The 26,274-nt window shown below is 43.5% G+C and carries 27 protein-coding genes; 19 read left to right on the forward strand and 8 right to left on the reverse strand.

Annotated elements, in window-relative coordinates:
• Positions 1 to 73: 73 nt before the first annotated feature.
• The gene (gene phoU / locus ACFI6G_RS12765; protein ID WP_009848270.1) at positions 74 to 772 is read left to right on the forward strand and encodes a phosphate signaling complex protein PhoU; all 699 of its coding nucleotides are present in this window, start codon (positions 74 to 76) and stop codon (positions 770 to 772) included.
• Positions 773 to 781: 9 nt separating this feature from the next.
• Here the strand turns inward: phoU and ACFI6G_RS12770 are convergent, their stop codons facing one another.
• From ACFI6G_RS12770 to ACFI6G_RS12790, 5 genes are all read right to left on the reverse strand, one after another.
• On the reverse strand, positions 782 to 1,273 hold the full coding sequence (locus tag ACFI6G_RS12770) for a hypothetical protein (RefSeq protein ID WP_010440456.1): 492 nt from the start codon (positions 1,271 to 1,273) through the stop codon (positions 782 to 784).
• A 221-nt stretch (positions 1,274 to 1,494) separates the two neighbouring features.
• Positions 1,495 to 2,052, reverse strand: coding sequence for a porin family protein (locus tag ACFI6G_RS12775; protein ID WP_010440457.1), 558 nt, complete (start codon positions 2,050 to 2,052; stop codon positions 1,495 to 1,497).
• Positions 2,053 to 2,178: 126 nt separating this feature from the next.
• Positions 2,179 to 3,108, reverse strand: coding sequence for a LysR family transcriptional regulator (locus tag ACFI6G_RS12780; RefSeq protein WP_016784851.1), 930 nt, complete (start codon positions 3,106 to 3,108; stop codon positions 2,179 to 2,181).
• 99 nt (positions 3,109 to 3,207) lie between these two features.
• Complete coding sequence (locus tag ACFI6G_RS12785; RefSeq protein ID WP_016789119.1) at positions 3,208 to 3,951, reverse strand: copper homeostasis protein CutC; 744 nt, start codon at positions 3,949 to 3,951, stop codon at positions 3,208 to 3,210.
• A 305-nt stretch (positions 3,952 to 4,256) separates the two neighbouring features.
• The gene (locus ACFI6G_RS12790) at positions 4,257 to 4,865 is read right to left on the reverse strand and encodes a peroxiredoxin C (protein ID WP_010440476.1); all 609 of its coding nucleotides are present in this window, start codon (positions 4,863 to 4,865) and stop codon (positions 4,257 to 4,259) included.
• A 209-nt stretch (positions 4,866 to 5,074) separates the two neighbouring features.
• On the opposite strand from ACFI6G_RS12790, the gene ACFI6G_RS12795 reads away from it, so the two are divergent.
• Complete coding sequence (locus ACFI6G_RS12795) at positions 5,075 to 5,980, forward strand: hydrogen peroxide-inducible genes activator (RefSeq protein ID WP_010440478.1); 906 nt, start codon at positions 5,075 to 5,077, stop codon at positions 5,978 to 5,980.
• Between the two features lie 107 nt (positions 5,981 to 6,087).
• Here ACFI6G_RS12795 and ACFI6G_RS12800 read toward each other — a convergent pair whose 3' ends face one another.
• On the reverse strand, positions 6,088 to 8,028 hold the full coding sequence (locus ACFI6G_RS12800) for a HAMP domain-containing methyl-accepting chemotaxis protein (protein WP_016794101.1): 1,941 nt from the start codon (positions 8,026 to 8,028) through the stop codon (positions 6,088 to 6,090).
• A gap of 275 nt (positions 8,029 to 8,303) precedes the next feature.
• Entirely contained in the window at positions 8,304 to 8,747 is a 444-nt protein-coding gene (locus tag ACFI6G_RS12805) for a CBS domain-containing protein (protein WP_010440484.1), read from the reverse strand.
• Between the two features lie 334 nt (positions 8,748 to 9,081).
• Here ACFI6G_RS12805 and queA point away from each other — a divergent pair, with 334 nt between their 5' ends.
• From queA to secF, 5 genes are all read left to right on the forward strand, one after another.
• The gene (gene queA, locus ACFI6G_RS12810) at positions 9,082 to 10,134 is read left to right on the forward strand and encodes a tRNA preQ1(34) S-adenosylmethionine ribosyltransferase-isomerase QueA (protein WP_010440488.1); all 1,053 of its coding nucleotides are present in this window, start codon (positions 9,082 to 9,084) and stop codon (positions 10,132 to 10,134) included.
• Positions 10,135 to 10,327: 193 nt separating this feature from the next.
• Complete coding sequence (gene tgt, locus ACFI6G_RS12815) at positions 10,328 to 11,464, forward strand: tRNA guanosine(34) transglycosylase Tgt (RefSeq protein ID WP_010440490.1); 1,137 nt, start codon at positions 10,328 to 10,330, stop codon at positions 11,462 to 11,464.
• Positions 11,465 to 11,575: 111 nt separating this feature from the next.
• On the forward strand, positions 11,576 to 11,905 hold the full coding sequence (gene yajC, locus ACFI6G_RS12820; RefSeq protein WP_010440492.1) for a preprotein translocase subunit YajC: 330 nt from the start codon (positions 11,576 to 11,578) through the stop codon (positions 11,903 to 11,905).
• 20 nt (positions 11,906 to 11,925) lie between these two features.
• Positions 11,926 to 13,782, forward strand: a complete 1,857-nt coding sequence (gene secD / locus ACFI6G_RS12825) for a protein translocase subunit SecD (protein ID WP_080572723.1) — start codon at positions 11,926 to 11,928, stop codon at positions 13,780 to 13,782.
• Between the two features lie 14 nt (positions 13,783 to 13,796).
• Positions 13,797 to 14,744, forward strand: coding sequence for a protein translocase subunit SecF (gene secF, locus ACFI6G_RS12830; protein WP_016788422.1), 948 nt, complete (start codon positions 13,797 to 13,799; stop codon positions 14,742 to 14,744).
• Positions 14,745 to 14,978: 234 nt separating this feature from the next.
• Here the strand turns inward: secF and suhB are convergent, their stop codons facing one another.
• On the reverse strand, positions 14,979 to 15,782 hold the full coding sequence (gene suhB / locus ACFI6G_RS12835; RefSeq protein WP_010440508.1) for an inositol-1-monophosphatase: 804 nt from the start codon (positions 15,780 to 15,782) through the stop codon (positions 14,979 to 14,981).
• Between the two features lie 181 nt (positions 15,783 to 15,963).
• On the opposite strand from suhB, the gene trmJ reads away from it, so the two are divergent.
• From trmJ to rlmN, 12 genes are all read left to right on the forward strand, one after another.
• Positions 15,964 to 16,692: a tRNA (cytosine(32)/uridine(32)-2'-O)-methyltransferase TrmJ gene (gene trmJ / locus ACFI6G_RS12840; RefSeq protein WP_010440509.1), complete on the forward strand. Its 729-nt coding sequence runs from the start codon at positions 15,964 to 15,966 to the stop codon at positions 16,690 to 16,692.
• Between the two features lie 116 nt (positions 16,693 to 16,808).
• On the forward strand, positions 16,809 to 17,330 hold the full coding sequence (gene iscR, locus ACFI6G_RS12845) for a Fe-S cluster assembly transcriptional regulator IscR (protein WP_010440512.1): 522 nt from the start codon (positions 16,809 to 16,811) through the stop codon (positions 17,328 to 17,330).
• Between the two features lie 27 nt (positions 17,331 to 17,357).
• Positions 17,358 to 18,572, forward strand: coding sequence for an IscS subfamily cysteine desulfurase (locus tag ACFI6G_RS12850; protein WP_010440514.1), 1,215 nt, complete (start codon positions 17,358 to 17,360; stop codon positions 18,570 to 18,572).
• Between the two features lie 33 nt (positions 18,573 to 18,605).
• Positions 18,606 to 18,983, forward strand: a complete 378-nt coding sequence (gene iscU / locus ACFI6G_RS12855; RefSeq protein WP_004735094.1) for a Fe-S cluster assembly scaffold IscU — start codon at positions 18,606 to 18,608, stop codon at positions 18,981 to 18,983.
• 98 nt (positions 18,984 to 19,081) lie between these two features.
• Positions 19,082 to 19,405: an iron-sulfur cluster assembly protein IscA gene (gene iscA / locus ACFI6G_RS12860; protein ID WP_010440519.1), complete on the forward strand. Its 324-nt coding sequence runs from the start codon at positions 19,082 to 19,084 to the stop codon at positions 19,403 to 19,405.
• 84 nt (positions 19,406 to 19,489) lie between these two features.
• A complete protein-coding gene (hscB, locus tag ACFI6G_RS12865) occupies positions 19,490 to 20,005 on the forward strand; it encodes a co-chaperone HscB (protein WP_010440522.1) in 516 nt (171 codons plus the stop codon).
• A 22-nt stretch (positions 20,006 to 20,027) separates the two neighbouring features.
• Positions 20,028 to 21,878: a Fe-S protein assembly chaperone HscA gene (gene hscA / locus ACFI6G_RS12870; RefSeq protein ID WP_016793719.1), complete on the forward strand. Its 1,851-nt coding sequence runs from the start codon at positions 20,028 to 20,030 to the stop codon at positions 21,876 to 21,878.
• Between the two features lie 20 nt (positions 21,879 to 21,898).
• Positions 21,899 to 22,237: an ISC system 2Fe-2S type ferredoxin gene (fdx, locus tag ACFI6G_RS12875; protein ID WP_010440525.1), complete on the forward strand. Its 339-nt coding sequence runs from the start codon at positions 21,899 to 21,901 to the stop codon at positions 22,235 to 22,237.
• 147 nt (positions 22,238 to 22,384) lie between these two features.
• The gene (gene iscX, locus ACFI6G_RS12880) at positions 22,385 to 22,585 is read left to right on the forward strand and encodes a Fe-S cluster assembly protein IscX (RefSeq protein ID WP_010440526.1); all 201 of its coding nucleotides are present in this window, start codon (positions 22,385 to 22,387) and stop codon (positions 22,583 to 22,585) included.
• A gap of 206 nt (positions 22,586 to 22,791) precedes the next feature.
• On the forward strand, positions 22,792 to 24,087 hold the full coding sequence (gene pepB / locus ACFI6G_RS12885; RefSeq protein ID WP_102277609.1) for an aminopeptidase PepB: 1,296 nt from the start codon (positions 22,792 to 22,794) through the stop codon (positions 24,085 to 24,087).
• A gap of 106 nt (positions 24,088 to 24,193) precedes the next feature.
• The gene (gene ndk, locus ACFI6G_RS12890) at positions 24,194 to 24,628 is read left to right on the forward strand and encodes a nucleoside-diphosphate kinase (RefSeq protein ID WP_010440533.1); all 435 of its coding nucleotides are present in this window, start codon (positions 24,194 to 24,196) and stop codon (positions 24,626 to 24,628) included.
• Between the two features lie 395 nt (positions 24,629 to 25,023).
• Positions 25,024 to 26,166: a dual-specificity RNA methyltransferase RlmN gene (rlmN, locus tag ACFI6G_RS12895; protein ID WP_010440536.1), complete on the forward strand. Its 1,143-nt coding sequence runs from the start codon at positions 25,024 to 25,026 to the stop codon at positions 26,164 to 26,166.
• Positions 26,167 to 26,274 lie beyond the last annotated feature (108 nt).

The following is a 26,274-nucleotide window of genomic DNA, read 5'->3' on the forward strand; positions in this document are numbered from 1 at the left end:
TTTAATCGGAGCCACTCAGAGCTAAGCCACTCTTATATCAATGGCTTGTTTCATTTCTTTTCAAGGAGCTGATATGCATTTCGGTCGTCATATTTCAGGGCAATTCAACGTAGAACTAGAGTCTATCCGTACTCATGTACTTACCATGGGCGGGTTGGTGGAGCAGCAACTTTCGTTTGCGATGCAAGCTCTCCATAAAGATGACGTGGAACTGGCCAAAAAAGTGATTCGTGACGATCACAAAGTGAATGCAATGGAAGTATCTATTGATGAGGCTTGCACTCGTATTATCGCCAAACGTCAGCCTACAGCGAAAGATCTACGTTTGATTATGGCGATCATCAAAACAATTACTGATCTCGAAAGAATTGGTGATGTTGCTTCTAAGATCGCTCAAGGCGCGATAGAGATTCCATCGACCAAAGAACAAAAGTTCCACGTATCGCTAGAGCCACTTTGTAGACAAGCGATCACTATGCTACATCAAGTCTTGGACGCATTTGCTCGAATGGATGTTGATGCTGCGGCTGAGGTTCATAAGCTTGATGACAAATTGGATGCTGAATACGAAGCGGTGATTCGTCAGTTAATGACTTATATGATGGAAGACCCTAAGAATATCCCCAACATCCTACAAGTGATGTGGTCAGCCCGCGCGATTGAGCGAGTGGGGGATCGTTGCCAAAATATATGTGAATACATTATTTATTTTGTGAAGGGTAAAGATGTACGTCACCTTGGCGATCAAAGCCTAGATGACGCGCTCAAATAGAACTTATCTTCAGAACCTAACGATGGCACCTAGGTTGAGGTTGATGGTCGTATCGTAAGGCACAAAGGTCTTATTATGATCAAAAATATTCATATCAAAACCAGCGCGTAGCCCAAGCACTGGTGTTGCTTGGTAAACGTAGGCACCGCCTAGACTTAAACCATGCGCTGTCTTCTCTTCTATTTCAGTTGAACGTGTTTTCGCACCGTCATAACTGGCCATTCCGATCTCAGCTTGAAAACCGTGAATTTGATTTCGCCCAAACATATTTTGAATACCAATACGGTAAGCATCCACTGTTTCATCATAGCGACTGCTGTCATACCAAAGGTGGGAGTAGCTTAAGTACAGTGCCCCCGAGTTTGCCACATCAGTAATACCCGCCTGGATCCCAAAACCATGATAAGCGCCGATTTTTACTTCAGGAGATAGGTGAAGGCCGTTTGAAAATGCAGATGTTGAAAATAAAGCGGAAGTGAGAAGGAGTGTTTTTAATTTCATGGTACCACCGAGGTAAATTTAGCTCTCCTTAGCATTATGTCGCTCCATGTGTAAAACCAGTGAAGCAATTGAATAACACTCATATTGTAATATTTTAGAAAGAGTAGGCTAATTCGTATTGGTTATATCGGTGATAATGCCTACTTATTGGTACGCATGATTACTTTGCTCACAACCCAAACAGATTGTGAACAAAGTGTTTAATTGATGGAAAGCTATTCTTAGAACTTGTATCCGACAGTGAAAGATAACTGATCGATGTCATAGTCATCCATCATGATGAAGTTGAAGCGTAGGTCGGTATAAAGACCGAAATCAAAATTTGCTCTAACTCCGGTGCCTAGCAATAGAGAAGTATTGTTGTCTTTGATACTTGCACTACCGTCAGGCGTATTTAACGTGATCTTTTCCTCTACACGAGCAAAACCAATAGCACCGTATGGCTTTACATCAAAGCCATTGAGGAAGAATGCATAGCCGATGTCTGTGTCTATTTTGAAGGTTGAAACTTTAGTCTCATATCCATAGCCTTCAAAATTTTCATCTTCTTTACTCGTATCTGATGAGATATTCACACCAAAGATTCGGTTAATGTCATAACCATATTCGAGCTTTAACCCATTACCTAAATCGCTTCGAGAGAAATTTGAATCTAGATGATCGACTTCACTAGAAACAATACCGAAACCAATACGATGTCCAGAATAGTCTTTCTGAGCATAAGCTGATGAAGCAGAAGTGATTGCGATAACGGTTAGTGCTGTAGTTAGTAATTTCATATAAATAACGCTCTTAATGTTTAATTATTGCATCCTTATATTTGATTGACTCCCTGTCGATGGAGTGAATATTAAACAGTGTTATATTTTTAAGCTAAATAGGTTCTCGTATATCTGTAATAAGCATTACTTATTAATTTGTTGTAGTAGCGCATCTTTGATTACATCGAAAAGCCAGGATATGAGAGGGTTATTACGGTTTTTAGTGTGTATATGGCTGTAAACGCTGACATTTTTGTGTTTAGTGTCAAGATCTACATCTATAGCTCGCAGCGTTGGGTAGTTATCTATGGGGAATAGGTTGGAATGTGGCATGTACATATCTGAGTTCGCCACGACATCGATGATAGCCATCAAAATCTCGGAACGAAAGCCAATACTGTGTGGAATTGAACGTGACTCTAATATGTTGGCTGCATGGCTAAAATTGTCGTTCCAGCCAGGAGATATCATTGATGCTATTTCATAACCTGCTAACTCTTCGGGACTGACTGAAGCTTGCTTTATCGGATGATCCTTTCTTACAAATAATCGGCCGGTAATTTCCACCAGTTTTTTTACATAAATCTCTTTTGATGTAAAAGGAAGCTCGTAAGCAACGCCTAATAGAACCTCTCCTTTCTGTATATCTTCACAAGATGAGGTAGACCAACTTACAAGCTCGAGTTTTGAATTTGGTGCTTGTCTCATAAGCTCTTTATATAAGGTACCGGATAAACAAGCGAGTACTACAGGTGATAACGCTATCTTTAAGGGGTAGTCAATTTCACTTGGATTAAATCGATTGGATGCATTCACAGCTGTCATTAGGCCATCAAAGTGTGGTGTTATTTCATTGATGAGTTGCTCACTGAATGAGGTAGGTTGCAGGCCACCATGAACCTTTACGAAGAGGTCATCATTGAAGTGATATCTTAGCTTCTGTAGGGCTTGGCTGACTGCTGGCTGTGAAACAAAGAGTCGCTCCGCAGCCTTTCTGGTGTTTTTTTCTTGATAAACAATGAGGAATGTTCGTAACAGGTTTAAATCAAGAGTACTGAATAAGTCTTTAGCCATATCTATCCATGAAAATTTTCGGCACTATTAAATCTAATATACGTCAGTTAGTTAGATTAGTCGCGAGGTTCTCTTAGATTTGTGTTAGTGATTATTGCCCTAAACAATGAGGGCTTCTCTTACATCGGATATCTTATTAGCGTCGGTCACTGGGATCTGATAATCATCAATATCATCACTGCCCATTTGAGCACTTGAGTTGTTTTCCATTAGGCTTGGTCTTGTTGATTTTCCTGAAAGGTGAAGAGCTGGCACTTGGGTATTGCTTTGAATAATCTTAGCATTTGTTGCGTTGACGCCAGCCCCAGCCATGATATCGATTCTGCTATCGGCTTGTTTGACCATTGCTGCCAATACATCGATGCCTTGCTCTGCATTAACAGCAAGCCCTGACGTTAGGATTCTTTCGCATCCAAGTGTAATGATTTGTTCTAATGCTACTTGGTAGTCAGAACTTTGATCAATGGCTCTGTGGAACGTAATTCCAAGCTTTAATGAGTGCGCTTTGTCAGCCAGTTGCTGCATTTTTGGCATATCAATACTTCCATTAGGCTCTAACACGCCAAGTACGACCCCATTTACCCCGGCACTTGCACAAGCTTCAATATCTTCAAGCATACAGAGCATGTCGTCATCATCGAAAATGAAGTCGCCTTGTCTTGGCCGTATCATGGCATATACTGGAACTGACGAAACTTTTGCTGCTTGCTTCATCATTCCGAAGCTTGGAGTTAACCCGCCAAGTGACAAGGAAGAGCAAAGCTCAATTCGATTCGCACCGCCAGATAGTGCGTTATGTAGAGATTCTAAGTTATCGATACAGACTTCAATTTCGGTGTTCATCAGATTTATTCGTTCAAAAAGTTATTGATGAAATAATAGCAATCTAGATGTGATTCTGAATAGATGTTTGAAGAGGGAAATAGGGGTAAAGTTTTGCTTTGCAGTTACCCCTATTCATTGTGAGAAAGGGAATGGATTAAAGCGTGTAAAAACAAAAAGCCCGAAGCGTTAACTTCGGGCTTTTAATAGGACTTTACTTCTTAACTGATTGGCGGTGCGCTTTGCGCTATTAGCTTATGCTTTATTTCTCTTTATAGAGAGTCTTCCAACCATTAACCCGCGTTGAGTTCGGGCTTAAGAGGTAATTACTTGCTTAGGTCGCCAGCGTGCTCAGATAGGAATGCTGCAACACCTTTTGGAGATGCGTCCATACCTGATTTACCTTCTTCCCATTGTGCAGGACAAACTTCACCGTTCTTCTCGTGGAAGTTTAGTGCGTCTACCATACGTAGCATTTCGTCGATGTTACGACCTAGTGGAAGATCGTTCACTACTTGATGACGTACAAGACCGTCTGCGTCGATTAGGAAAGAACCACGGAAAGCAACGCCTGCTTCTGGGTGCTCAACATCGTATGCTTTGCAGATTTCGTGCTTAACGTCAGCAACTAGAGGGTATTTAACTTGACCGATACCGCCATCAGCGATAGCAGTGTTACGCCATGCGTTGTGAGAGAATTGTGAATCGATAGAAACACCGATTACTTCAACGCCTTTAGCTTGGAAATCTTCAAGACGGTTGTCGAAAGCGATTAGCTCTGAAGGACAAACGAAAGTGAAGTCTAGTGGGTAGAAGAAAACTACCGCTTTCTTACCTTTAGTGAATTCTGCGAAGTTGAAGTTATCAACGATCTCGCCGTTACCTAGAACAGCTGCTGCAGTAAAGTCAGGGGCTTGACGACCTACTAGTACCATTTGGAATCTCCTAAAAAATTAGTTGGCCCAACACATCTTTGTTTGGGCTCCGTTTCTACGGGACAAACTATAGTACAATCGGTACTATAGAAAAAAGCGAATTAAATAGATTAAGTTAATCGAAAAAAGCGATAAGCTTATTCTTTGCTCAGTCCTTAGGTCTGCTGACCTTTGTCCAACTTATCCTACTCATATTACAAAGTAATTTCATGAATAAATGGCCAAGTCTTAAGCAACTTTATTATCTCGTTACTCTTCACGAAACACGCCACTTCAGCGATGCTGCTGATCGCTGTTTCGTCAGTCAATCCACGCTAAGTAAAGGTATTCAAAACCTCGAAGAGCTGATTGGTTGCCCTTTGTATGAGAAAAAAGATAAAAAGAGTCCATTAGTATTTACACAAGCGGGTGAGCTGGTGGTTAAGCATGGTCGAGAGCTACTGGCGAAAGGGCAAGACCTTGTCGAGCTCGGAAACTTATGCAATGGGGATGCAATGCAAGGGCAGCTACGAGTAGGGTGTATTCCTACCATCGCGCCGTTCTTGTTGTGCGATTTAGTACAAGAAGTTAACCAACGCTTTCCACAGTTAAATTTGCTGTTACGTGAAGACACAACAACTAACTTATTAGCAGCGCTGCGTCATGGTGAGTTGGATGTTTTGATTTTGGCTTTGCCTGTCGATATCGACAACATGGAGAGCCAAGTTGTCGGGCAAGACCCGTTCAGAATGGTGATCAGTCGTAATCAAGCTGATGGCATTCGTGTTCCGATTAAATACGATGACTTGCCAGATGAGTCTGTATTTTTGCTGGAGAACGAGCACTGCTTAACCGAGCACGCGGTATCAGCGTGCAAGTTAACGGATAAAGAGAAGATAAACCCATTTACCGCCACAAGCCTACACACACTGGTGCAAATGGTGGCCAATGGTTTAGGAACCACCTTTATTCCACAAATGGCGATCGATCATGGCTTGCTGGAAAATCAAAACCTAGTGGTTATTGATCCTCCTGGTCAGCAAGCGTACCGAGATATTGGTCTTGTGTGGCGACCGAGCTCATCGCGCCGTGAAACATTCCATCAGTTAGCGGATGTGGTGTCTGAGTTGTTATAAAAAACCTAGAACATCAAAACAAAAAGAGCGGCCATTTTAGCCGCTCTTTCTATTTATTTTAGAAGAAAAACGCCACAAACTGTGGCGTTGGAAATTTATTTACAGCGTTAGATTTTGAAAAAACTCAGTAAGTCTTTTTGTTTCACTGCTAATGAAGATAACTCCTCACTCGCTTGTTTGCTTTGTTCGATTCCTGAAACATTTTGGTGAACGATATCAAAGGTTAAAGAAACATTTTGTGAAATATCCTGTGTGACTCCTGATTGCTCTTCAGATGCTGTTGCTACTTGTGTATTCATATCTGAAATCAGGCCAACAGACTCCGTTATTGATGCGAATGCCGTTCTAAGCTGTTCGCTGTAATGACGCGACTCGACGGCTAACGATAGGTTAGATTGCATGAACTGGTTGGCATCTTTTGCCTGTGCTTGAAGTCGAGAGATTATCTCTTGAATATCGACAGTTGATTGTTGTGTTTTAGCGGCCAGAGAACGAACTTCATCAGCAACGACAGCAAAACCACGCCCTTGCTCACCAGCTCGTGCTGCTTCAATTGCCGCATTTAACGCAAGCAAATTCGTCTGTTCGGAAATCGAGTTGATCACTTCAATAACAGTCCCGATCTCTACCGAGTACTCTTGCAGTTGATTGACGATGTTTGATGTTTCTTCGATTGAGTCTTCAACCTTGCGAGATATATCATCGGATGCATCGAGTGAAACTCCCCCCTCTTTGACATTGGAAGTTGCACCCGTTGCCGCGTTCTCAGCACTAGCAGCGTTGTGGCTGACTTCATTCGCAGTACTAGAGAGCTCATTGATGGCAGTTGCTATTTGTTCCATTTGACTCAGCTCTTGTTGAGCGTTCCCCTCGGTTTGGCTCATTACGGCTGTTAACTCGACTGAAGCTGCTGAAACGTTGTCTGAAATTTGGTGGAATCCATCGATGATGCGACGCAGTTCTTGGCGCATTTCTAAAATGTTGGCGTATATACCCGTTTCTTTACCTGTTACTGGAATCTGTTTTGAAAGATCGCCTGAAGCAACTTCTTCGACAATCGATTGAATCTCGCTAGGCTCCCCTCCTACAACTTTCCATACGCTTCGGTAAATGGAGATTGCAATGCCAAGGGCGATAGCGATAACAATGATTGAAAGTGCACCTAAGATAAATTGAGCATTTGAAAATCGTTCAACCATGCTTGGTCCTACAGAGTCTTGTTTTGACTTTGTGGATAGTTTGATTTCTTCAATTGTTTTTGCTGCGTTGCTACCAGCAACATCAAGGGTGCCAGAAACGATGCGGTTTCGTTCATTTATCGTGTCAACGACTTCTGAAAATGTCAGACGGTAGGCTTTAAAAGCGGTATTAAAATCAGTTAAGTATCGAATTTGCTCGTTCGACATTAGTTGAGATTCTATTGTTTCCACAAGCAACGCTGCTGATGCAAATTCTTTTTCTGCTCGCTGAGCATCTTCTGTGTTGTTACTGGTCAGAAATTTAGAAGCATATAATCTTGATAGCAATACGTGTTGTTGAAGTTGTCCTGAACTGACTGCAACCTCTAAATCCTCTTCAGCAGATGCTTGAGTCATCAAGTTAGTCACTGCTTGTCGCATTTTTAAACCTGATGGGTCTAAGCTCTCTTTTACTAAGCTATTTCTAGTATTGACCAGTTGAACAACTTGGCTAAACCCTTGGCTATACTGTTTAAGCTGCTTCTCTATCGCTAAGAACTCATTTTTATGGAGGTCGTCAAGATGAGCCTCTAACACTTCATCGATCAATTGAATTGATGTAGTGATGCGCTTGTCCAGTTCTGAAGCATGCGATGCAACAGGGTCCTTTATATATTTTAATGCAGATAAACGAGCTTCCAATATGTTGGCTTGGATTCGCCCTGTGGATACGCTTGTTAATGCGAGGGAACGATAGGTGTTAAATCCATCACTCGATTGATAAAAGCGCAATGAAGCAACGACTGAAATAACCAAAATTAGCGCAAGAATTACGCCAAAACCCAAGGACAGCAATTTCTTTAAACTCATACGTATCATTCCCAGAAAGGCAGTTTGTTTTTATTGTTAACAAATTTTTACATTATCCAAACGATAGATATATCAATAAATCCAATTAGAGCCTTACATTCTCATATATAAGAACAATAAGTGAGTTCGGTTTATTGAGAGGCTTGAACTTTGGAACTGGTCTCTAAGAAGAAATGAGGGATACAGTGAGTTTCACAGTGAATATGTGATTGTTGGACATGTAAAGAGCCTTGGATTGAAAGGCTCTAGGGGGATAGCAGATAGAACAACGTTGGCTAACTTTCGACTTCTTCCGGTTCTACTTCTTCTTGGAGTTCGAGTAGATTGATCGCTATCGTGACGAAGTCGCTATCAGTGATAATCCCTATTAATTCGTGGTCATCGACAACAGGTAAACAGCCCACTTTGTGCTTTTGCATATAAACAGCTGACTCTTTCAATCCAGCTCGCGGCTCTACCGACATAACGCTTTTGTGCATGATATCGTTGAGTGGTGTCGCAAGAGTAAATGATTGAGCTTGTGGGATGTTTTGTAGACTAGATTCTTGAGCGGCAAGAACGTCACGTTGTGTTACGACGCCTAATAATTTTCTGTCGGCATCTACAACTGGGATATGGCGGATATCAAGCGCTTCCATCATGTGCTTAGCATCGGCCAGTGAGTGTGAGCGCAATAGGGTATGAGGGTTGCGAGTCATCATATCTTCAACCTTGATCATACGAACCTCCTTCTTTTTTATTTGTTGCTATTACTATAGTTTTTTATCCAAAAAATAACTGAGACCTGACGCATTTTTGGGCGAGTTTTATGCAACTAATTCTTTAGTTTGAGGAGGTGAATCGTTAGCTTTATTTTACGCCTCTTTACAATAATCCAGTGCTGTAAACCTTGCTATTGCGGCTCGTGTGCCTATACTAGCCCACTGCGAAATTTTTAGTCGTGTTTGTCATCAGTTCCCGGTAATGAATTACTTATCGTAACGATCGATTAGCAAGCATGATTTATTATTCGTCAACGGCACGAATCTCATCAACTAAGACAAGACTAGACACATGCAAGTTTCAGATTTTCACTTTGACCTACCAGATGAACTTATTGCTCGTTACCCTCAAGAAGAGCGTACAGCAAGCCGCCTGCTTAAATTAGACGGCAATAATGGCAACCTGACGGATGGTTCGTTTAAAGACGTTTTAGACTTGGTTGAGCCGGGCGATCTTGTCGTTTTCAATAATACTCGAGTTATTCCTGCTCGCGTGTTCGGTCGCAAGGCATCAGGCGGTAAGCTTGAAGTGTTGGTTGAACGAATGCTCGACGAGAAGAGTATTCTAGCCCACGTTCGTTGTTCTAAATCTCCCAAACCAGGCACTAAATTGTTTCTTGGTGAGAATGACGAGTATGAAGCTGAAATGGTAGCGCGTCATGATGCGTTGTTTGAAATCCATTTCACTTCCGACCAAAGCGTATTAGAAATTCTTAACAGTGTTGGTCACATGCCACTGCCACCTTACATCGATCGTCCTGATGAAGACGCAGATAAAGAGCGTTACCAGACGGTTTACAATGAGAAGCCCGGTGCCGTTGCTGCGCCAACAGCTGGCCTTCACTTTGATGACAAGCTAATGGCTGACATGAAAGCTAAAGGTGTAGAGTTTGCTTACGTGACACTTCACGTAGGTGCGGGCACATTCCAACCAGTAAAAGTTGATAATATCAATGATCATCACATGCATGCTGAGTACGTTGAGGTACCGCAAGAAGTGGTTGATGCCGTTGCTGCAGCAAAAGCTCGTGGCGGTCGTATTATTGCCGTTGGTACAACATCAGTGCGCTCACTAGAAAGTGCAGCGCAAGATGCACTGAAGAAGGGCACCGAATTAGTTCCTTTCTTTGGCGATACAGAAATTTTCATCTTCCCTGGTTATGAATATCAGTTGGTGGATTGCTTGATTACCAATTTCCACTTACCAGAATCAACACTGATTATGTTGGTGAGTGCATTTGCTGGCTACGACAATGTGATGGGCGCATACGATCACGCAGTGAAGAGCGAATATCGCTTCTTTAGCTACGGTGATGCGATGTTCATCAATAAGAAAACGAGCTAATCTAACTCGTTATAAACGATATAAAAAGAATTTACGGGTGCTAGCAGTAAGCTAGGAGTTGGGCAGAGTGTCTGTCTAATCTCTCGCAGGGAATACGCGACCGCTCCTCATAGAACTCGCGAGATTGAACTTATGTTTAGCTTAAGGTTCTGAATTATCAGTCAGATTGTTTCTCTGGCATATTGGAGGCTTCGTGAAATTAAAATACGAACTTAAAAAAACAAACAGCGGCGCACGTCGTGGTCAACTTCAGTTTGAACGTGGTACCGTTGAAACACCAGCATTCATGCCAGTAGGTACTTACGGTACGGTAAAAGGTATGACGCCTGAAGAAGTGAAAGACACCGGTGCTGAAATCCTACTAGGTAATACGTTCCATCTATGGTTACGCCCTGGTCAAGAAATCATGAAGCTGCACGGTGACTTGCACGATTTCATGAACTGGAAAGGACCTATCCTGACTGATTCAGGCGGTTTCCAAGTATTCAGCCTAGGTGCGACGCGTAAAATCACTGAAGAGGGTGTTCACTTCCGTAACCCTGTAAACGGTGACAAGATCTTCATGGACGCTGAAAAGTCGATGGAAATCCAAAAGGATCTAGGCTCAGACATCGTAATGATCTTTGATGAATGTACGCCTTACCCTGCGACGCATAAAGAAGCTAAAGACTCGATGGAGATGTCTCTTCGTTGGGCTCAACGTTCACGTGATCACTTTGATAAGCAAGAAAACCCGAACTCACTGTTCGGTATTGTACAAGGTGGCGTATACGAAGACCTTCGTGATGTGTCCGTTAAAGGCCTAACAGAAATTGGTTTTGACGGTTACGCTGTTGGCGGCCTAGCAGTAGGCGAACCAAAAGAAGACATGCACCGTATTCTTGAGCACACATGTCCTCAATTACCTGAAGATAAGCCACGTTACCTAATGGGCGTAGGCAAGCCTGAAGACTTGGTTGAAGGTGTTCGTCGAGGTATCGACATGTTTGACTGTGTAATGCCAACGCGAAATGCACGTAATGGCCACCTGTTTGTAACTGAAGGTGTGATCAAGATCCGTAATGCGAAGCATAAAATGGATACAACACCACTAGATTCAGAGTGTGACTGTTACACTTGTAAGAACTATAGCAAGTCGTACTTACACCATTTGGATCGTTGTAATGAGATCCTAGGTGCTCGACTGAACACGATTCATAACCTGCGTTTCTACCAGCGAGTAATGTCAGACATTCGTCAGTCTATCGATGAAGATCGCTTTGAAGAGTTCGTTGCAGAGTTCTACGCAAGAATGGGGCGTGAAGTGCCACCACTAGGTAAAGAATCTTAGTATTTCTTTTTTTGCGAGCCCCATCTCTCTTCCGAGAGTTGGGGCTTGAAAATAAAGGGGTGCAACCCAATTAGACAAACAATTACGAAAATATAATAGAGGATGTTTTAAATGTTTATTTCTCAAGCTCACGCAGCAGCAGAAGGTGCACCAGCAGGCGGCGGTTTCGAAATGCTTATCATGCTAGGTATGTTTGCTGTGATCTTCTACTTCATGATCTACCGTCCACAAGCTAAGCGTGTTAAAGAGCACAAGAACCTTATGTCTTCAATGGGCAAAGGCGATGAAGTTCTTACAAGCGGTGGCTTAATCGGTAAGATTACTAAGATTGCTGAAGACAGCGACTACGTTGCTATCGAATTGAACGCAAACAACGAAGTAGTTATCAAGAAAGACTTCGTTACAGCAGTGCTACCAAAAGGTACTCTGAAATCTCTATAAACAGCTAGAGGATCCTCGCTGTGCTAAACCGTTATCCGTTATGGAAGTATTTGATGGTGATGTTTGCCATCGCTATTGCTGCGTTATACGCACTTCCAAATATATACGGTGAAGATCCGGCAGTTCAAGTTACAGGGGCGCGCGGCGCCTCTGTAGATCTGTCTACGCTGGATGCTGTCACCGATGCTCTTGAAGCAGAGAGCCTTTCTACTAAATCCGTTGCTCTAGAGAACGGTTCCATTCTTGTTCGCTTTAACGATACAGATACGCAAATTAGTGCCCGTGATATCATCACAGAAGCACTAGGTGATGATGTTATCGTTGCTTTAAACTTAGCGGCTTCAACTCCTGATTGGCTTGAATCTATTGGTGCTGCACCAATGAAGCTCGGTCTTGACCTACGTGGCGGTGTTCACTTCTTAATGGAAGTGGATATGGATGCTGCAATGGAAAAGCTGGTTGGCCAACAAGAAGAAGCGTTCCGCAGTGAACTTCGTGAAGAAAAGATTCGTTACCGTGCAATTCGCCCATCAGGTAAAGATGCGGTTGAAGTGATTCTGCGTAACGAAGAGCAGCTTGCTGAAGCGAAATCGCTACTGCAATCTAAACACCAAGACATGACGTTCGTCGATTCTGCATCTAACGGTCGTTTTTCTTTGGTTGCAAACTTCACAGAAGCTCGTCTTCAAGAAATCCGTAACTACGCGGTAGAGCAAAACATCACTATCCTACGTAACCGTGTTAATGAACTTGGTGTAGCTGAGCCTTTGGTTCAACGTCAAGGTGCTAGCCGTATCGTAGTGGAATTGCCTGGTGTTCAAGACACGGCGCGCGCTAAAGAAATTCTTGGTGCGACGGCAACACTTGAATTCCGTGAAGTGGATAGCAGTGCTGATTTAGCCGCTGCCGCTTCTGGTCGTGCCCCTGCGGGTAGCGAAATCAAGCAAGATCGTGATGGTCGTCCTGTTGTACTTCAGAAGCGCGTTATCTTAGGCGGTTCAAGTATTACTGACGCAAGCTCAAGTGTTGATGAATATGGTCGTCCACAAGTTAACATCTCGCTAGACAGCGAAGGTGGTAGCAAGATGTCTGCGTTCTCTCGTCAGAATATCGGTAAGCTAATGGCAACGGTATTTGCAGAGTATAAAGACAGCGGTCGTAAAACGCCTGAAGGCCGAGTGATTCTAAGTAAGCACGAAGAAGTGATTAACCAAGCGACGATTCAATCTGCACTTGGCCGTAACTTCCGTATTACAGGTATCGACTCAACGGCTGAAGCTCATAACTTGGCACTTCTACTACGTGCTGGTGCATTGATTGCGCCTATCTCGATTGTAGAAGAACGTACGATTGGTCCATCTATGGGGCAACAAAACATCGATATGGGTATCATGGCGATGGTTTGGGGTATGGCTGCAGTAATGCTGTTTACACTGCTTTACTACCGAACTTTCGGTCTGATCGCGAACGTCGCTCTGATGGCTAACCTTGTGTTGATTATTGGTGTCATGTCGATGATTCCTGGCGCGACAATGACGCTACCAGGTATTGCCGGTATCGTATTGACGGTTGGTATGGCAGTCGATGCCAACGTTCTTATCTTTGAGCGTATACGTGAAGAACTTCGAGATGGACGCAGTCCACAACAAGCAATTCACCAAGGCTATGCAAACGCATTTAGTACAATCGCCGATGCCAACATCACTACACTACTGACAGCAATCATTCTGTTTGCTGTAGGTACAGGTGCGATTAAAGGCTTCGCGGTAACGTTATCAATCGGTATCTTGACTTCAATGTTTACAGCTATTGTCGGAACACGTTGTATCGTGAACCTGATGTATGGCGGCAAACGCGTTAAGAAACTGTCGATCTAAGGCTAGGAATTAATATGTTTCAGATTCTAAAAGCAGAAAAAATGATCGACTTTATGCGTTGGTCAAAGGTTGCCTTTGTATTCTCTATCTTGATGATTGGTACTGCTATCTTCACCTTAACAACGAAGTCGTTGAACTGGGGTTTAGATTTTACCGGCGGTACGCTGATTGAAGTGGGTTTCGAGCAACCAGCAAACCTACCTGACATTCGAAGTGCACTAGAAGCTGAAGGCTTTGGTGATGCTACGGTTCAGAACTTTGGTTCTGCGCGTGAGGTAATGGTTCGTCTACGTCCACGTGACGGTGTTGCAGGCGAAACGCTTGGTAACCAGATCCTGACTGCAATTAAAGATGGTACTGGTGAGCAAGTTGAAATGCGCCGTATCGAGTTCGTTGGTCCAAACGTGGGTGATGAACTAACAGAAGCTGGTGGCCTTGCTATTCTAGTTTCTCTTATCTGTATCTTGATCTACGTGTCAGTGCGATTTGAATGGCGTTTGGCTGCAGGTGCTGTATTAGCCCTAGCACACGACGTTATCATCACACTAGGTGTGTTCTCTCTAATGCAAATTGAGGTAGACCTTACTATCGTAGCAGCCTTGCTGACGGTGGTCGGTTACTCCCTCAACGATACCATAGTGGTATTTGACCGGATTCGTGAGAACTTCCGTAAGATGCGTAAGGGTGAAGCACCTGAAGTACTGAACAGCTCAATCACACAAACATTGAGCCGTACATTGATCACTTCTGGTACAACGTTATTCGTAGTTATCGCACTGTTTGTTCAGGGCGGCGCTATGATTCACGGCTTCGCAACTGCACTTCTACTGGGTATTACGGTTGGTACATACTCTTCTATCTACGTTGCATCTGCACTGGCTATGAAGTTGGGTATTACGCGTGAACACCTAATGCCACCGCAAGTGGACAAAGAAGGTGAAGAGTTTGACGAGATGCCTTAGGCCTTGGCTTAATAAGTTTCGCTAAACAAAAAAACCGCTGCCTAGTCAGCGGTTTTTTTACGTCTGTATTTTGTCGATAAGCTCAATGCAATTCATCAGCGAAGTGTGTTGTGCTCATCGCGACTAACCGCCATCTTGCTCGTAGCTCGTATCACAGATACAAAAAAGCCCCGCAATAGCGAGGCTTTGAAAATCTTCTGCTCTTAACTAAAGAGCATTAACGTAAGGTCTGAATTACTTCAGCATACCTTCGTTAGAGTTTTCACGAACGTGCTTAAGAATAGACTTAACACCACGAGCGCTTGAAGCAACAACATTACCAGACGTCATGTAATCAGTACCGCCAGCAAAGTCAGTCATGATAGCACCAGCTTCACGAGCGATTAGATCGCCAGCAGCTAGATCCCATGGCTTAAGACCAAGTTCTAGGTAACCGTCAACACGACCAGCCGCTAGGTAACATAGGTCAAGAGCTGGAGAACCAGTACGACGGAAGTCAGCGCAATCTACGAATAAAGCTGAGATGATTTTCATGAAAGATTCAGAGTGTTGTTTTTGCTTGAATGGGAAACCAGTCGCTAAAACAGTACCTTGAAGGTCTTTAAGTTGAGTAACACGCATACGAGCGTTGTTAAGTTGAGCGCCAGCGCCACGTTGAGCAGTGAATAGCTCGTTTAGCATTGGGTCATAAACACAAGCAACTTCTGTACGACCGTTCATACGAACAGCAATAGATACAGAGAAGTGAGGGAAACCTTTTACAAAGTTGTTGGTGCCATCTAGTGGGTCAACGATCCATTGTACGTCAGAGTCTTTACCTTCAGTCAGGCCTGACTCTTCAGAAATAATGCTGTGCTCTGGGTAAGATGATTTGATTGTCTCAATAATCATGTACTCAGCTTCTTGAGCAATGTTAGTAACGTAATCGTTGTTACCTTTTAGAGATGTTTCGATCTTATCAGTTGTTTCAAGAGATTTAGCAATATGGTTGCCAGCTTTACGCGCAGCGCGTATCGCAATGTTTAGCATTGGATGCATATGGTTTTTCCCACAAGATGTTAAAGAACAATTTAAAGCGGCGGCGAGTATACCAAAGTTTCCGTAAAAGGGAAGTGGTTATTTTTTGAACTCTTGGTTTCACATTCCGTTAAGGGTCTGACCATTTTACTTTGCTATGTGTTAATATCTCGCGATTATTTTTAAAGTGGTGTCATATAGCATGTTAGACAATGTAAAAGTCGTTCTGGTTGGTACGTCTCATTCGGGAAATATCGGCTCAGCAGCTCGCGCAATGAAAGTGATGGGTTTGAGTCAGTTGGTTCTTGTAGACCCTCAATGTGAAGTTGACGAGCAGACCTTAGCACTGGCTGCGGGTGCAGGTGACATCGCAGAAAACGCGACCATTGTTTCTACTCTAGAAGAAGCAGTAAAAGACTGTGGTTTGGTTGTAGGCTCAAGTGCTCGTTCTCGTACGCTTGAGTGGCCAATGCTTGAGCCTCGCGAGTGTGGCGAAAAGTTTGCCGTTGAAGGTCAAAAACATCCAGTCGCATTAGTGTTCGGTCGTGAACGTACTGGCTTAACGAATGACGAGTTGCAGAAATGTCACTATCACGTATGTATCCCTGCTAACCCAGAATACAGCTCATTAAATCTAGCGATGGCGGTACAGACTCTGAGCTACGAAGTTCGTGTTGCACACCTTGATATGGTGGCTAGCCAATATCAGCCACAACAACAAGATGACTACCCACGTCACGAAGAACTAGAAATGTTCTATGAGCACCTTGAAAAAGTGATCATTGATACCCAATTTATCTCTAAGGATAAGCCGGGTCAGGTGATGAACAAGTTACGTCGTCTATTCAGCCGTGCTCGCCCAGAGCTTCAAGAGATCAACACTTTGCGCGGTATTTTGACTTCGATTGAGAAGAGTAAATCGGGCAAATAAATCCCATACAACCTCTAGGGATGAATACTTGACTAAAATAGTCAACTAAATACTTGACCAATTTAGTCGGGTATGGGAAAATTCCAACCACATAAACAATGTGGATACGGTGTGATATGAAACTTACATCTAAAGGAAGATATGCGGTAACAGCTATGCTAGATGTAGCACTGCATTCGCAAAAAAGCCCAGTTCCTCTGGCTGATATTTCAGAGCGACAAGGCATCTCGTTATCTTACTTAGAACAACTCTTTTCTAAGTTACGTAAAGCTGGCTTAGTTGCTAGTGTTCGCGGCCCTGGTGGTGGTTACCGCTTAGGTGCTGAAGCGAGCGACATTGCTGTCGGAACTGTTATTGCAGCAGTAGACGAATCAGTGGATGCAACCAAGTGTCACGGTCGAGCAGATTGCCAAGGTGGTAGTCGTTGTTTAACTCACACTCTTTGGCGTGATTTAAGCTCCCGAATCAGCAGCTTCTTAAATGACATTACGCTCGGTGAGCTAATGAAAGATAACGAAGTTTTAGAGATTTCTGATCGTCAAGATATCGATCTTGCGGTTAATAATGGTTTTGCACATAAAAATACGAGCACTACAACGATTAGTGCAGCACCTCACGGTGTTAATGCCCGCTCTTAGCGGTCAGTTTTTACATTGGAGTAGAAAATGAAACTGCCTATTTACTTTGACTATTCAGCTACATGCCCAGTCGATCCACGTGTTGCTGAAAAAATGGTTCAGTGCATGACGATGGACGGTAACTTCGGTAACCCTGCATCTCGTTCACACCGTTACGGCTGGCAGGCAGAAGAATCAGTAGATAATGCTCGTGAGCAAATTGCCGATCTACTAAATGCAGACCCACGTGAGATTGTTTTCACGTCAGGTGCTACAGAGTCAGACAACCTTGCTATCAAAGGTGCAGCGCACTTTTACGAGAAGAAAGGTAAGCACGTAATCACGTGTAAAACAGAACATAAAGCGGTTCTTGATCCATGTCGCCAACTAGAGCGTGAAGGTTTTGAGGTGACTTACCTTGAGCCTGAAGCAAACGGCATCATTGATTTAGACAAGCTACAAGCAGCAATGCGTGAAGATACGGTTCTTGTTTCTATCATGCACGTAAACAACGAGATTGGTGTAATCCAAGATATCTCTGCAATCGGCGAATTATGTCGTTCACGCAAGATCATCTTCCACGTTGATGCGGCTCAGTCTGCGGGTAAAATCCCACTAGATGTAAAAGAGATGAAAGTTGACCTTATCTCTCTTTCTGCACACAAAGCATACGGCCCTAAAGGCATTGGTGCTTTGTACGTTCGTCGTAAGCCACGTATTCGTCTTGAAGCACAGATGCACGGTGGAGGTCACGAACGTGGTTTCCGTTCTGGTACGCTTGCTACTCACCAAATCGTGGGTATGGGTGAAGCTTTTGCTGTCGCTAAACAAGACATGCAGAAAGATTATGACCACGCACTAGCACTTCGCGAGCGTCTATTGAAAGGGGTTCAAGATCTAGAAGCAGTAACGGTAAATGGCGACTTAGATCAACGTGTACCACATAACCTAAACGTGAGCTTTGCTTTCGTTGAAGGTGAATCTCTGCTTATGTCTTTAAAAGACTTAGCGGTATCATCAGGTTCTGCATGTACATCAGCGAGTCTTGAGCCTTCATACGTTTTACGCGCTCTTGGCTTAAACGATGAACTGGCACACAGCTCAGTACGTTTTTCATTCGGCCGTTTCACTACGGAAGAAGAAATCGACTACGCGATTGCACAAATCCGTGTAGCAGTAAATAAATTACGCGACATGTCTCCTCTATGGGATATGTATAAAGAAGGGATTGATTTGAACACTGTTGAGTGGGCTCATCACTAATCTCACGGAAATAGAGGATTCGAGGTAACTATCATGGCATATAGCGAAAAAGTAATTGATCACTACGAAAACCCACGTAACGTAGGTTCGTTTGATAAAGAAGATCCAAGTGTAGGTAGCGGCATGGTTGGCGCACCAGCTTGTGGTGACGTAATGAAACTGCAAATCAAAGTATCTGCAGAAGGTATTATTGAAGACGCAAAATTCAAGACTTACGGTTGCGGTAGCGCAATCGCTTCTAGCTCACTAGTAACTGAGTGGGTTAAAGGTAAAAGTATTGATGAAGCAGCTGCTATTAAAAACTCTGAAATCGCAGAAGAGTTAGAGTTGCCACCAGTGAAAGTTCACTGTTCAATTCTTGCTGAAGATGCAATCAAAGCAGCGGTTGCGGATTACAAAAAGAAGCACTAATCGTTTCTACAACGTAATCACTTCAAAAAAGTAATATTTGGGAGCACCCTTTGTGCTCCCCCTGAGTTCTCAATTTATATAAAACACAAGGTTGTAGTATGGCCATCACCATGACAGATACGGCAGCAAGCCGAGTTCAAGCTTTCCTAGATAACCGAGGTAAAGGTATCGGGTTGCGCTTAGCGGTAAAAACTACTGGCTGTTCGGGTATGGCGTATGTACTGGAATTCGTTGACGAGCTCAACGAAGAAGACGAAGTGTTCGAGCATTCAGGTGTTAAGGTCATCATTGATCCAAAGAGCCTAGTTTACCTAGACGGTACTGAGCTTGATTACGTAAAAGAAGGCCTAAACGAAGGTTTTGAATTCAACAACCCTAACGCGAAAGGCGAATGTGGTTGTGGTGAGAGCTTCAATGTATAAACGCCTCAATCGTTGAGCGTTTATAATGAGCGAAGAATAAAATTAGGCTCTAAGTAAAGAGCCTAAACTTAGGACCACCGTTACATGAATCATTTCGAATTATTTGGGCTACCACTTCAGTTTCAACTGGATGGTAGCCTTCTTTCTTCTCAGTTTAGAGATCTGCAACGCCAATTCCACCCTGATAAATTTGCCACGGCTTCTGAGCGAGATCGCTTGCTGGCTGTGCAAAAAGCTGCGCAAATCAATGATGCGTACCAGGTGTTGAAAAATCCAGTCAGCCGCGCTGAATACCTGTTAGTTCAACATGGTGAGGATATTCGTGGTGAGCAGCAGACTATGCAAGATCCTATGTTCCTGATGGAGCAAATGGAATTGCGTGAAGAGCTGGAAGATATCGCCGACAGTTCTGATCCTGAAGATGCTTTGTTTGCATTTGAAGGAAAGGTTAGCAAAATGTATAAACAACAATTAAGCGCTATCCAACAAGAACTCGACAGCGAAGCTTGGTTAGAAGCTGCAGACCGAGTAAGAAAGCTTAAGTTTATTGCAAAATTAAAGAATGAAATCGAGTTAGTTGAAGATCGTTTGATCGGCTAGTTCGTATAACAAGGACACATCCATGGCACTACTTCAGATTGCAGAACCAGGGCAAAGCGCCGCTCCTCACCAGCACAAGCTTGCAGTGGGTATTGATTTAGGTACAACAAACTCATTGGTTGCGTCAGTGCGCAGTGGTGAGGCAAGCACGCTTGTTGATCAACAAGGTCGCAGTATTCTCCCTTCCGTTGTTCACTATCAGTCAGAGTCGTACACCACCGGTGATGAAGCGCGTGTAAATGCACAAACTGATCCTAAAAATACCATTATCTCAGTTAAGCGATTAATCGGTCGTTCACTGTCAGATATTCAACAGCGATACCCATCTCTGCCATATCAGTTTGAAGAAAGTGATAATGGCCTGCCTGTGATTAACACAGCGCAAGGAAATAAGAACCCAATTCAAGTATCTGCAGATATTCTTCGTGCACTCGGTCAACGTGCTGAGTCGACGTTAGGTGGTGAATTGGCTGGTGCCGTGATTACCGTCCCTGCGTACTTTGATGATGCACAACGTGCAGGTACCAAAGACGCAGCGCAACTTGCTGGTCTTCATGTGTTACGTCTTCTTAATGAACCCACTGCAGCTGCGATTGCTTATGGCTTGGATTCAGGTAAAGAAGGGGTAATCGCTGTTTATGACTTAGGCGGTGGTACGTTTGATATCTCTATCCTACGCCTGTCTAAAGGTGTCTTCGAAGTTTTAGCAACCGGTGGTGACTCTGCATTAGGCGGCGATGACTTTGACCATTTAATTGCGGATCATTTCCAAGAGCAAATGGGCTTGTTAGAGCTGACAGCAGAACAGAACCGTATTCTTCTAGACGCAGCAACAGAAGCGAAGATTGGCTTATCTGAAGCTGAAAGCGTTAATGTTGAAGCACTAGGTTGGTCTGGCTCATTAACTCGTGAAGAGTTCGAAGAGCTCATCAAGCCACTAGTTAAGAAAACGCTGCTTTCGTGCCGCCGAGCACTGAAAGATGCGGAAGTTGACGCGGATGAAGTACTAGAAGTCGTGATGGTAGGTGGTTCAACTCGTACCTTACTTGTTCGTGAAATGGTCGGTGGCTTCTTTGGTCGTACTCCATTAACCAGTATTAACCCTGATGAAGTGGTTGCGATTGGCGCATCGATTCAAGCGGATATCTTAGTTGGCAACAAGCCTGACTCTGAGATGCTGCTATTGGATGTTATCCCTCTGTCACTGGGTATCGAAACCATGGGTGGCTTAGTCGAAAAGATCATCCCTCGTAATACCACGATCCCAGTTGCTCGTGCACAAGAGTTTACCACGTTCAAAGACGGTCAAACTGCAATGACAGTACACACCGTGCAAGGCGAGCGTGAGATGGTTGATGACTGTCGTTCACTGGCTCGATTTGCTTTGAAAGGCATCCCGCCGATGACAGCAGGTGCTGCTCATATTCGCGTTACTTACCAAGTGGATGCTGATGGTTTACTGTCGGTTACCGCAATGGAGAAGAGCACTGGCGTTCAAGCTGAAATCCAAGTTAAGCCTTCTTACGGTCTAAGCGATAACGAAGTGGCCAGCATGCTGAAAGATTCGATGACGTTTGCAAAAGAAGACATGCAAGCGCGTGCTCTTGCTGAGCAACGCGTAGAAGCGGATCGAGTTATTGAAGGCTTAATTGCTGCGATGCAAGCCGATGGTGATGAGTTGCTGGATGAGCAAGGCAAGCAACAACTTGTTCAAGCCATTGAAGCACTGATTGAAGTGCGCAATGGCGACAATGCCGATGCCATTGAACTAGAAATTAAAAATATCGACAAAGCGAGCCAAGACTTTGCTTCTCGTCGTATGGATAAATCAATTCGTGCTGCACTGTCAGGTCAGTCAGTCGATAATATTTAATAGTTAGAGAATAGATAAACATGCCAAAGATTATTGTTTTACCTCACGAAGATCTATGTCCAGAAGGCGCTGTTTTAGAAGCAAAAACTGGTGAGACGGTTCTTGATGTTGCATTGAAGGCCGGTATTGGTATTGAACACGCATGTGAGAAGTCGTGTGCATGTACTACATGTCACGTTGTGATTCGTGAAGGCTTTGATTCTTTAGAAGAGAGCGATGACCTAGAAGACGACATGCTAGATAAAGCATGGGGCTTAGAGATGGAATCCCGCCTAGGTTGCCAAGCTAAAGTTGCTGATACGGATCTTGTTGTAGAGATTCCAAAGTACACGCTGAACCTAGCTTCTGAAGATCACTAAGAACTTGTTTTTAGTAACGGTTTCTATGGTTATAACTGTGTAATTATTATTTAGACAACCATTACTAGAACAGCCATGTTAAGAAACAGGCCTAGAATATAGATCATAAAGGTGACAGAGCGTCGCTGATAAAAATAAGGAAGTGTTATGAGCTTGAAGTGGATTGATTCGCGAGATATCGCAATTGAACTATGTGATTTGTACCCAGATACTGACCCTAAAACGGTTCGTTTTACCGATTTGCATCAGTGGGTGTTAGACCTTGAAGAGTTCGACGACGCGCCGAACAACTCTAATGAGAAAATCTTAGAGGCTATTATTTTGTGCTGGATGGATGAGATGGATTAATCCTCTTGTCTAATGATTAGGTTGTGGGTTGGCATCAGTCCAATATAAAACGCAGCCAAGTTAACAATTCTTACTAAAAACAGCGGACCTTATGGTCCGTTTTTTTATCAAAATGACATTTTACTCCTACATAATGCTAACATCAGTGCGCTAATAAAAAATAATCAGAACCACTTAATAACGGTGGTTCATGACAAGGAGAAATCATGTCTACACAGATGTCAGTATTTTTAAGTCAAGAAGCTGCCCAGCCTCAGTGGGGAGCTAGAGCTATTTTATCGTTTTCTGAAGCAGGAGCGACAATTCACATTGGTGAAGGTCACGATTTAGGCGCAGTTCAACGTGCTGGTCGTACGCTTGACGGACAAGGTATCGCATTCGTTTCACTTCGTGGTGAAGGTTGGGATCTAGAAAGCGTTTGGGCTTTCTACCAAGGCTACCGTGGACCAAAGAAAAAGAATGCATTGGAATGGGATGCACTTTCAGAAGCTGATCAAGTAGAGCTAGAAGCTCGCATTCGTGCTACTGATTGGACTCGTGACATTATCAACAAAACCGCTGAAGAAGTGGCACCTCGTCAATTAGCGACAATGGCTGCTGAATACATCAAGTCAGTGGCGCCAGCAGGCACAGTGAAAGCGAAAATCGTTAAAGATAAAGATCTACTAACTGAAGGTTGGGAAGGCATCTACGCAGTAGGGCGTGGCTCTGAGCGTACATCAGCAATGCTTCAATTGGATTTCAACCCAACAGGCGACGAAAATGCACCTGTATTTGCTTGTCTAGTCGGTAAAGGTATCACTTTCGACTCAGGCGGTTACAGCATCAAGCCAGGTCAATTCATGACAGCAATGAAGGCTGATATGGGCGGCGCTGCAACCATCACTGGTGGCCTTGGTCTTGCAATTGAACGTGGCTTGAACAAGCGTATTAAGCTTATTCTATGTTGTGCAGAGAACATGATCTCTGGTCGTGCATTGAAGCTTGGCGACATCATTACCTACAAAAATGGTAAGACGGTTGAGATCATGAATACTGACGCTGAAGGTCGCTTGGTTCTTGCTGATGGTTTGATGTACGCAAGTGCACAAAATCCAGAATTGATCATTGATTGCGCAACGCTAACTGGCGCAGCGAAAAATGCACTAGGTAACGACTACCATGCACTATTAAGCTTCGATGATGAACTGTCTCACCAAGCGCTAACGGCTGCGAACCAAGAGAAAGAAGGCCTATGGCCACTGCCTCTTGCTGATTTCCACCGTGGTATGCTGCCTTCAAACTTTGCTGATCTTTCAAACATCAGTTCAGGAGATTACACGCCGGGTGCAAGTACCGCTGCTGCATTTCTTTCTTACTTTGTAGACGACTACAAAAAAGGTTGGATTCACCTGGATTGCTCAGGTACTTACCGTAAATCTGCAAGTAATAAATGGTCGGCTGGTGCAACGGGTATGGGTGTTCGTACGCTCGCTCGCCTTCTTATCGATCAAGCAAAATAATAATAAGAATGTGCGGTATTTCGATGCCGCTCATTCAGAAACTAAGATCGAATGATCTCAGTAATTTCAGTCTTTAATAACAAAAAAATGAAGTGAAGGAATCCCTATGGCTCTAGAAAGAACGTTCTCAATTGTTAAGCCAGATGCAGTTAAGCGTAACCTTGTTGGTGAAATCTACCACCGCATCGAAAAGGCAGGCCTAGAAATTATTGCTGCTAAAATGGTTCGTCTTACTGAAGAACAAGCAAGTGGCTTCTACGCAGAACACGAAGGCAAAGAATTCTTCCCGGCTCTTAAAGAGTTTATGACTTCTGGTCCTATCATGGTTCAAGTACTTGAAGGCGAAAACGCGATTGCTCGTTACCGCGAATTGATGGGCAAAACAAACCCAGAAGAAGCAGCATGCGGCACTATCCGTGCTGACTACGCTATCAGCATGCGTTACAACTCAGTACATGGCAGTGACAGCCCTGAGTCAGCAGCTCGTGAAATCGAATTCTTCTTCCCAGAATCTGAAATTTGCCCGCGCCCAGCTGAATAAGCAGACAACAGCAAGTATCAATAAAGGCTTCACTTCGGTGAGGCCTTTTTTGTATCTGATGGATTGTGGGAAAAGAGGTGCAGTTAAAAGAGAGATTCCAGATACCTCGTCCCTCGGTTCTGGAATGACGAGGTTTGAGGAACTCGTGACCTGATGACTATGAATGGAAAGTTACTGAGTAAGTTTTTACGTTATTCCCGATAGCGACGGAGGAGCTTAATCGGTAATCTTTTCTTCAAATTGGTTAATCTCAGGCCGATAAATTAAATTGTTCAAATTTTAATCATTTAAGTTTGAATGTCTTAGTAAACACAGGGTTTTACAGTGCTTGTTGAAGTTGCGTAAAGCCTGTACAATTCGCGCCCTTAATTATTGTTCCGTCACTGAGAGGCATCATGACCACAGCTAAAGTCAATCTACTCGATTTTGATCGTAAAGGTCTTCGTAAATTTTTCACAGAAGAACTGAATGAGAAAGCGTTTAGAGCAGAGCAAGTGATGAAGTGGATTTATCACTTCGGTGTCGATGACTTCGAACAAATGAACAACATTAACAAAAAGTTACGTGAGAAACTTCAACGTCGTTGTGAGATTGTTGCACCTGTTGTTTCTGAAGCTCAGCACTCTACAGATGGCACAATTAAATGGGCTATGAGCGTTGGCGACCAAGACGTTGAAACCGTATACATCCCAGATGGTGACCGTGCGACGCTATGTGTATCTTCACAAGTTGGTTGTGCACTTGAGTGTAAATTCTGTTCAACAGCTCAACAAGGCTTTAATCGTAACCTAAAAGTTTCAGAGATTGTTGGTCAAATTTGGCGTGCATCTCGTGAGATCGGTCTAGAGAAAGAAACAGGTCGTCGCCCAATTACTAACGTTGTAATGATGGGTATGGGTGAACCTCTATTGAACATGAAGAATCTAATTCCATCATTAGAAATCATGCTTGATGATCTTGGCTTCGCACTGTCTAAGCGTCGTGTAACGGTATCAACTTCTGGTGTTGTATCTGGCCTTGACCAAATGACTGATAACATCGACGTAGCACTTGCGATTTCTCTACATGCACCAAACGATGCACTACGTAGCCAAATCATGCCGATCAACGACCGTTGGGATATCCAAGACTTCCTAGCGTCTGTTCGTCGTTACATTGCTTCTTCAAATGCTAACCGCGGTAAAGTAACCGTTGAGTACGTTCTATTGGATCATGTGAATGACGATATGGACCATGCTCGTGAACTTGCTGAGCTAATGAAAGATACGCCATGTAAGATTAACTTGATTCCATTTAACCCTTACCCAGGGTCACCTTACAAGAAGCCAAGTAATTCTCGTATTGATCGCTTCCAAAAAACGCTGATGGAATACAACTACACAGTAACGGTTCGTAAAACTCGTGGTGATGACATTGATGCCGCATGTGGCCAATTGGTGGGTGATGTTATTGACAGAACCAAGCGTACCAAAATGCTGAAAGCCGCCTCAGAAGCTAACCTCATTGCAGGTGGTGTGATTGAAGTAAAAGCGGTTTAAACGCGATTGGAATTTAAACAAGCCAGAAGTCTAACTTCTGGCTTGTTGCTTTTTGGGAGAGTTAATTTCCAATTTTTAGACTTTTTTCCCATGCTTTCTTACATTTTT

The sequence above is a fragment of the Vibrio sp. PSi01 genome (genome assembly GCF_054960695.1).

Excerpts from the sequence above, each read along its gene's own strand:
- iscX (WP_010440526.1), top strand. The coding sequence starts at position 22,385 with ATGAGCTTGAAGTGGATTGATTCGCGAGATATCGCAATTGAACTATGT.
- ACFI6G_RS12785 (WP_016789119.1), bottom strand. The coding sequence starts at position 3,951 with ATGAACACCGAAATTGAAGTCTGTATCGATAACTTAGAATCTCTACAT.
- secF (WP_016788422.1), top strand. The coding sequence starts at position 13,797 with ATGTTTCAGATTCTAAAAGCAGAAAAAATGATCGACTTTATGCGTTGG.
- phoU (WP_009848270.1), top strand. The coding sequence starts at position 74 with ATGCATTTCGGTCGTCATATTTCAGGGCAATTCAACGTAGAACTAGAG.
- ACFI6G_RS12770 (WP_010440456.1), bottom strand. The coding sequence starts at position 1,273 with ATGAAATTAAAAACACTCCTTCTCACTTCCGCTTTATTTTCAACATCT.
- ACFI6G_RS12780 (WP_016784851.1), bottom strand. The coding sequence starts at position 3,108 with ATGGCTAAAGACTTATTCAGTACTCTTGATTTAAACCTGTTACGAACA.
- ACFI6G_RS12805 (WP_010440484.1), bottom strand. The coding sequence starts at position 8,747 with ATGATCAAGGTTGAAGATATGATGACTCGCAACCCTCATACCCTATTG.
- ACFI6G_RS12775 (WP_010440457.1), bottom strand. The coding sequence starts at position 2,052 with ATGAAATTACTAACTACAGCACTAACCGTTATCGCAATCACTTCTGCT.
- ACFI6G_RS12850 (WP_010440514.1), top strand. The coding sequence starts at position 17,358 with ATGAAACTGCCTATTTACTTTGACTATTCAGCTACATGCCCAGTCGAT.
- ACFI6G_RS12790 (WP_010440476.1), bottom strand. The coding sequence starts at position 4,865 with ATGGTACTAGTAGGTCGTCAAGCCCCTGACTTTACTGCAGCAGCTGTT.
- hscA (WP_016793719.1), top strand. The coding sequence starts at position 20,028 with ATGGCACTACTTCAGATTGCAGAACCAGGGCAAAGCGCCGCTCCTCAC.
- hscB (WP_010440522.1), top strand. The coding sequence starts at position 19,490 with ATGAATCATTTCGAATTATTTGGGCTACCACTTCAGTTTCAACTGGAT.
- suhB (WP_010440508.1), bottom strand. The coding sequence starts at position 15,782 with ATGCATCCAATGCTAAACATTGCGATACGCGCTGCGCGTAAAGCTGGC.
- queA (WP_010440488.1), top strand. The coding sequence starts at position 9,082 with ATGCAAGTTTCAGATTTTCACTTTGACCTACCAGATGAACTTATTGCT.
- ndk (WP_010440533.1), top strand. The coding sequence starts at position 24,194 with ATGGCTCTAGAAAGAACGTTCTCAATTGTTAAGCCAGATGCAGTTAAG.
- ACFI6G_RS12795 (WP_010440478.1), top strand. The coding sequence starts at position 5,075 with ATGAATAAATGGCCAAGTCTTAAGCAACTTTATTATCTCGTTACTCTT.
- pepB (WP_102277609.1), top strand. The coding sequence starts at position 22,792 with ATGTCTACACAGATGTCAGTATTTTTAAGTCAAGAAGCTGCCCAGCCT.
- yajC (WP_010440492.1), top strand. The coding sequence starts at position 11,576 with ATGTTTATTTCTCAAGCTCACGCAGCAGCAGAAGGTGCACCAGCAGGC.
- fdx (WP_010440525.1), top strand. The coding sequence starts at position 21,899 with ATGCCAAAGATTATTGTTTTACCTCACGAAGATCTATGTCCAGAAGGC.
- iscR (WP_010440512.1), top strand. The coding sequence starts at position 16,809 with ATGAAACTTACATCTAAAGGAAGATATGCGGTAACAGCTATGCTAGAT.
- trmJ (WP_010440509.1), top strand. The coding sequence starts at position 15,964 with ATGTTAGACAATGTAAAAGTCGTTCTGGTTGGTACGTCTCATTCGGGA.
- iscU (WP_004735094.1), top strand. The coding sequence starts at position 18,606 with ATGGCATATAGCGAAAAAGTAATTGATCACTACGAAAACCCACGTAAC.
- iscA (WP_010440519.1), top strand. The coding sequence starts at position 19,082 with ATGGCCATCACCATGACAGATACGGCAGCAAGCCGAGTTCAAGCTTTC.
- rlmN (WP_010440536.1), top strand. The coding sequence starts at position 25,024 with ATGACCACAGCTAAAGTCAATCTACTCGATTTTGATCGTAAAGGTCTT.
- ACFI6G_RS12800 (WP_016794101.1), bottom strand. The coding sequence starts at position 8,028 with ATGAGTTTAAAGAAATTGCTGTCCTTGGGTTTTGGCGTAATTCTTGCG.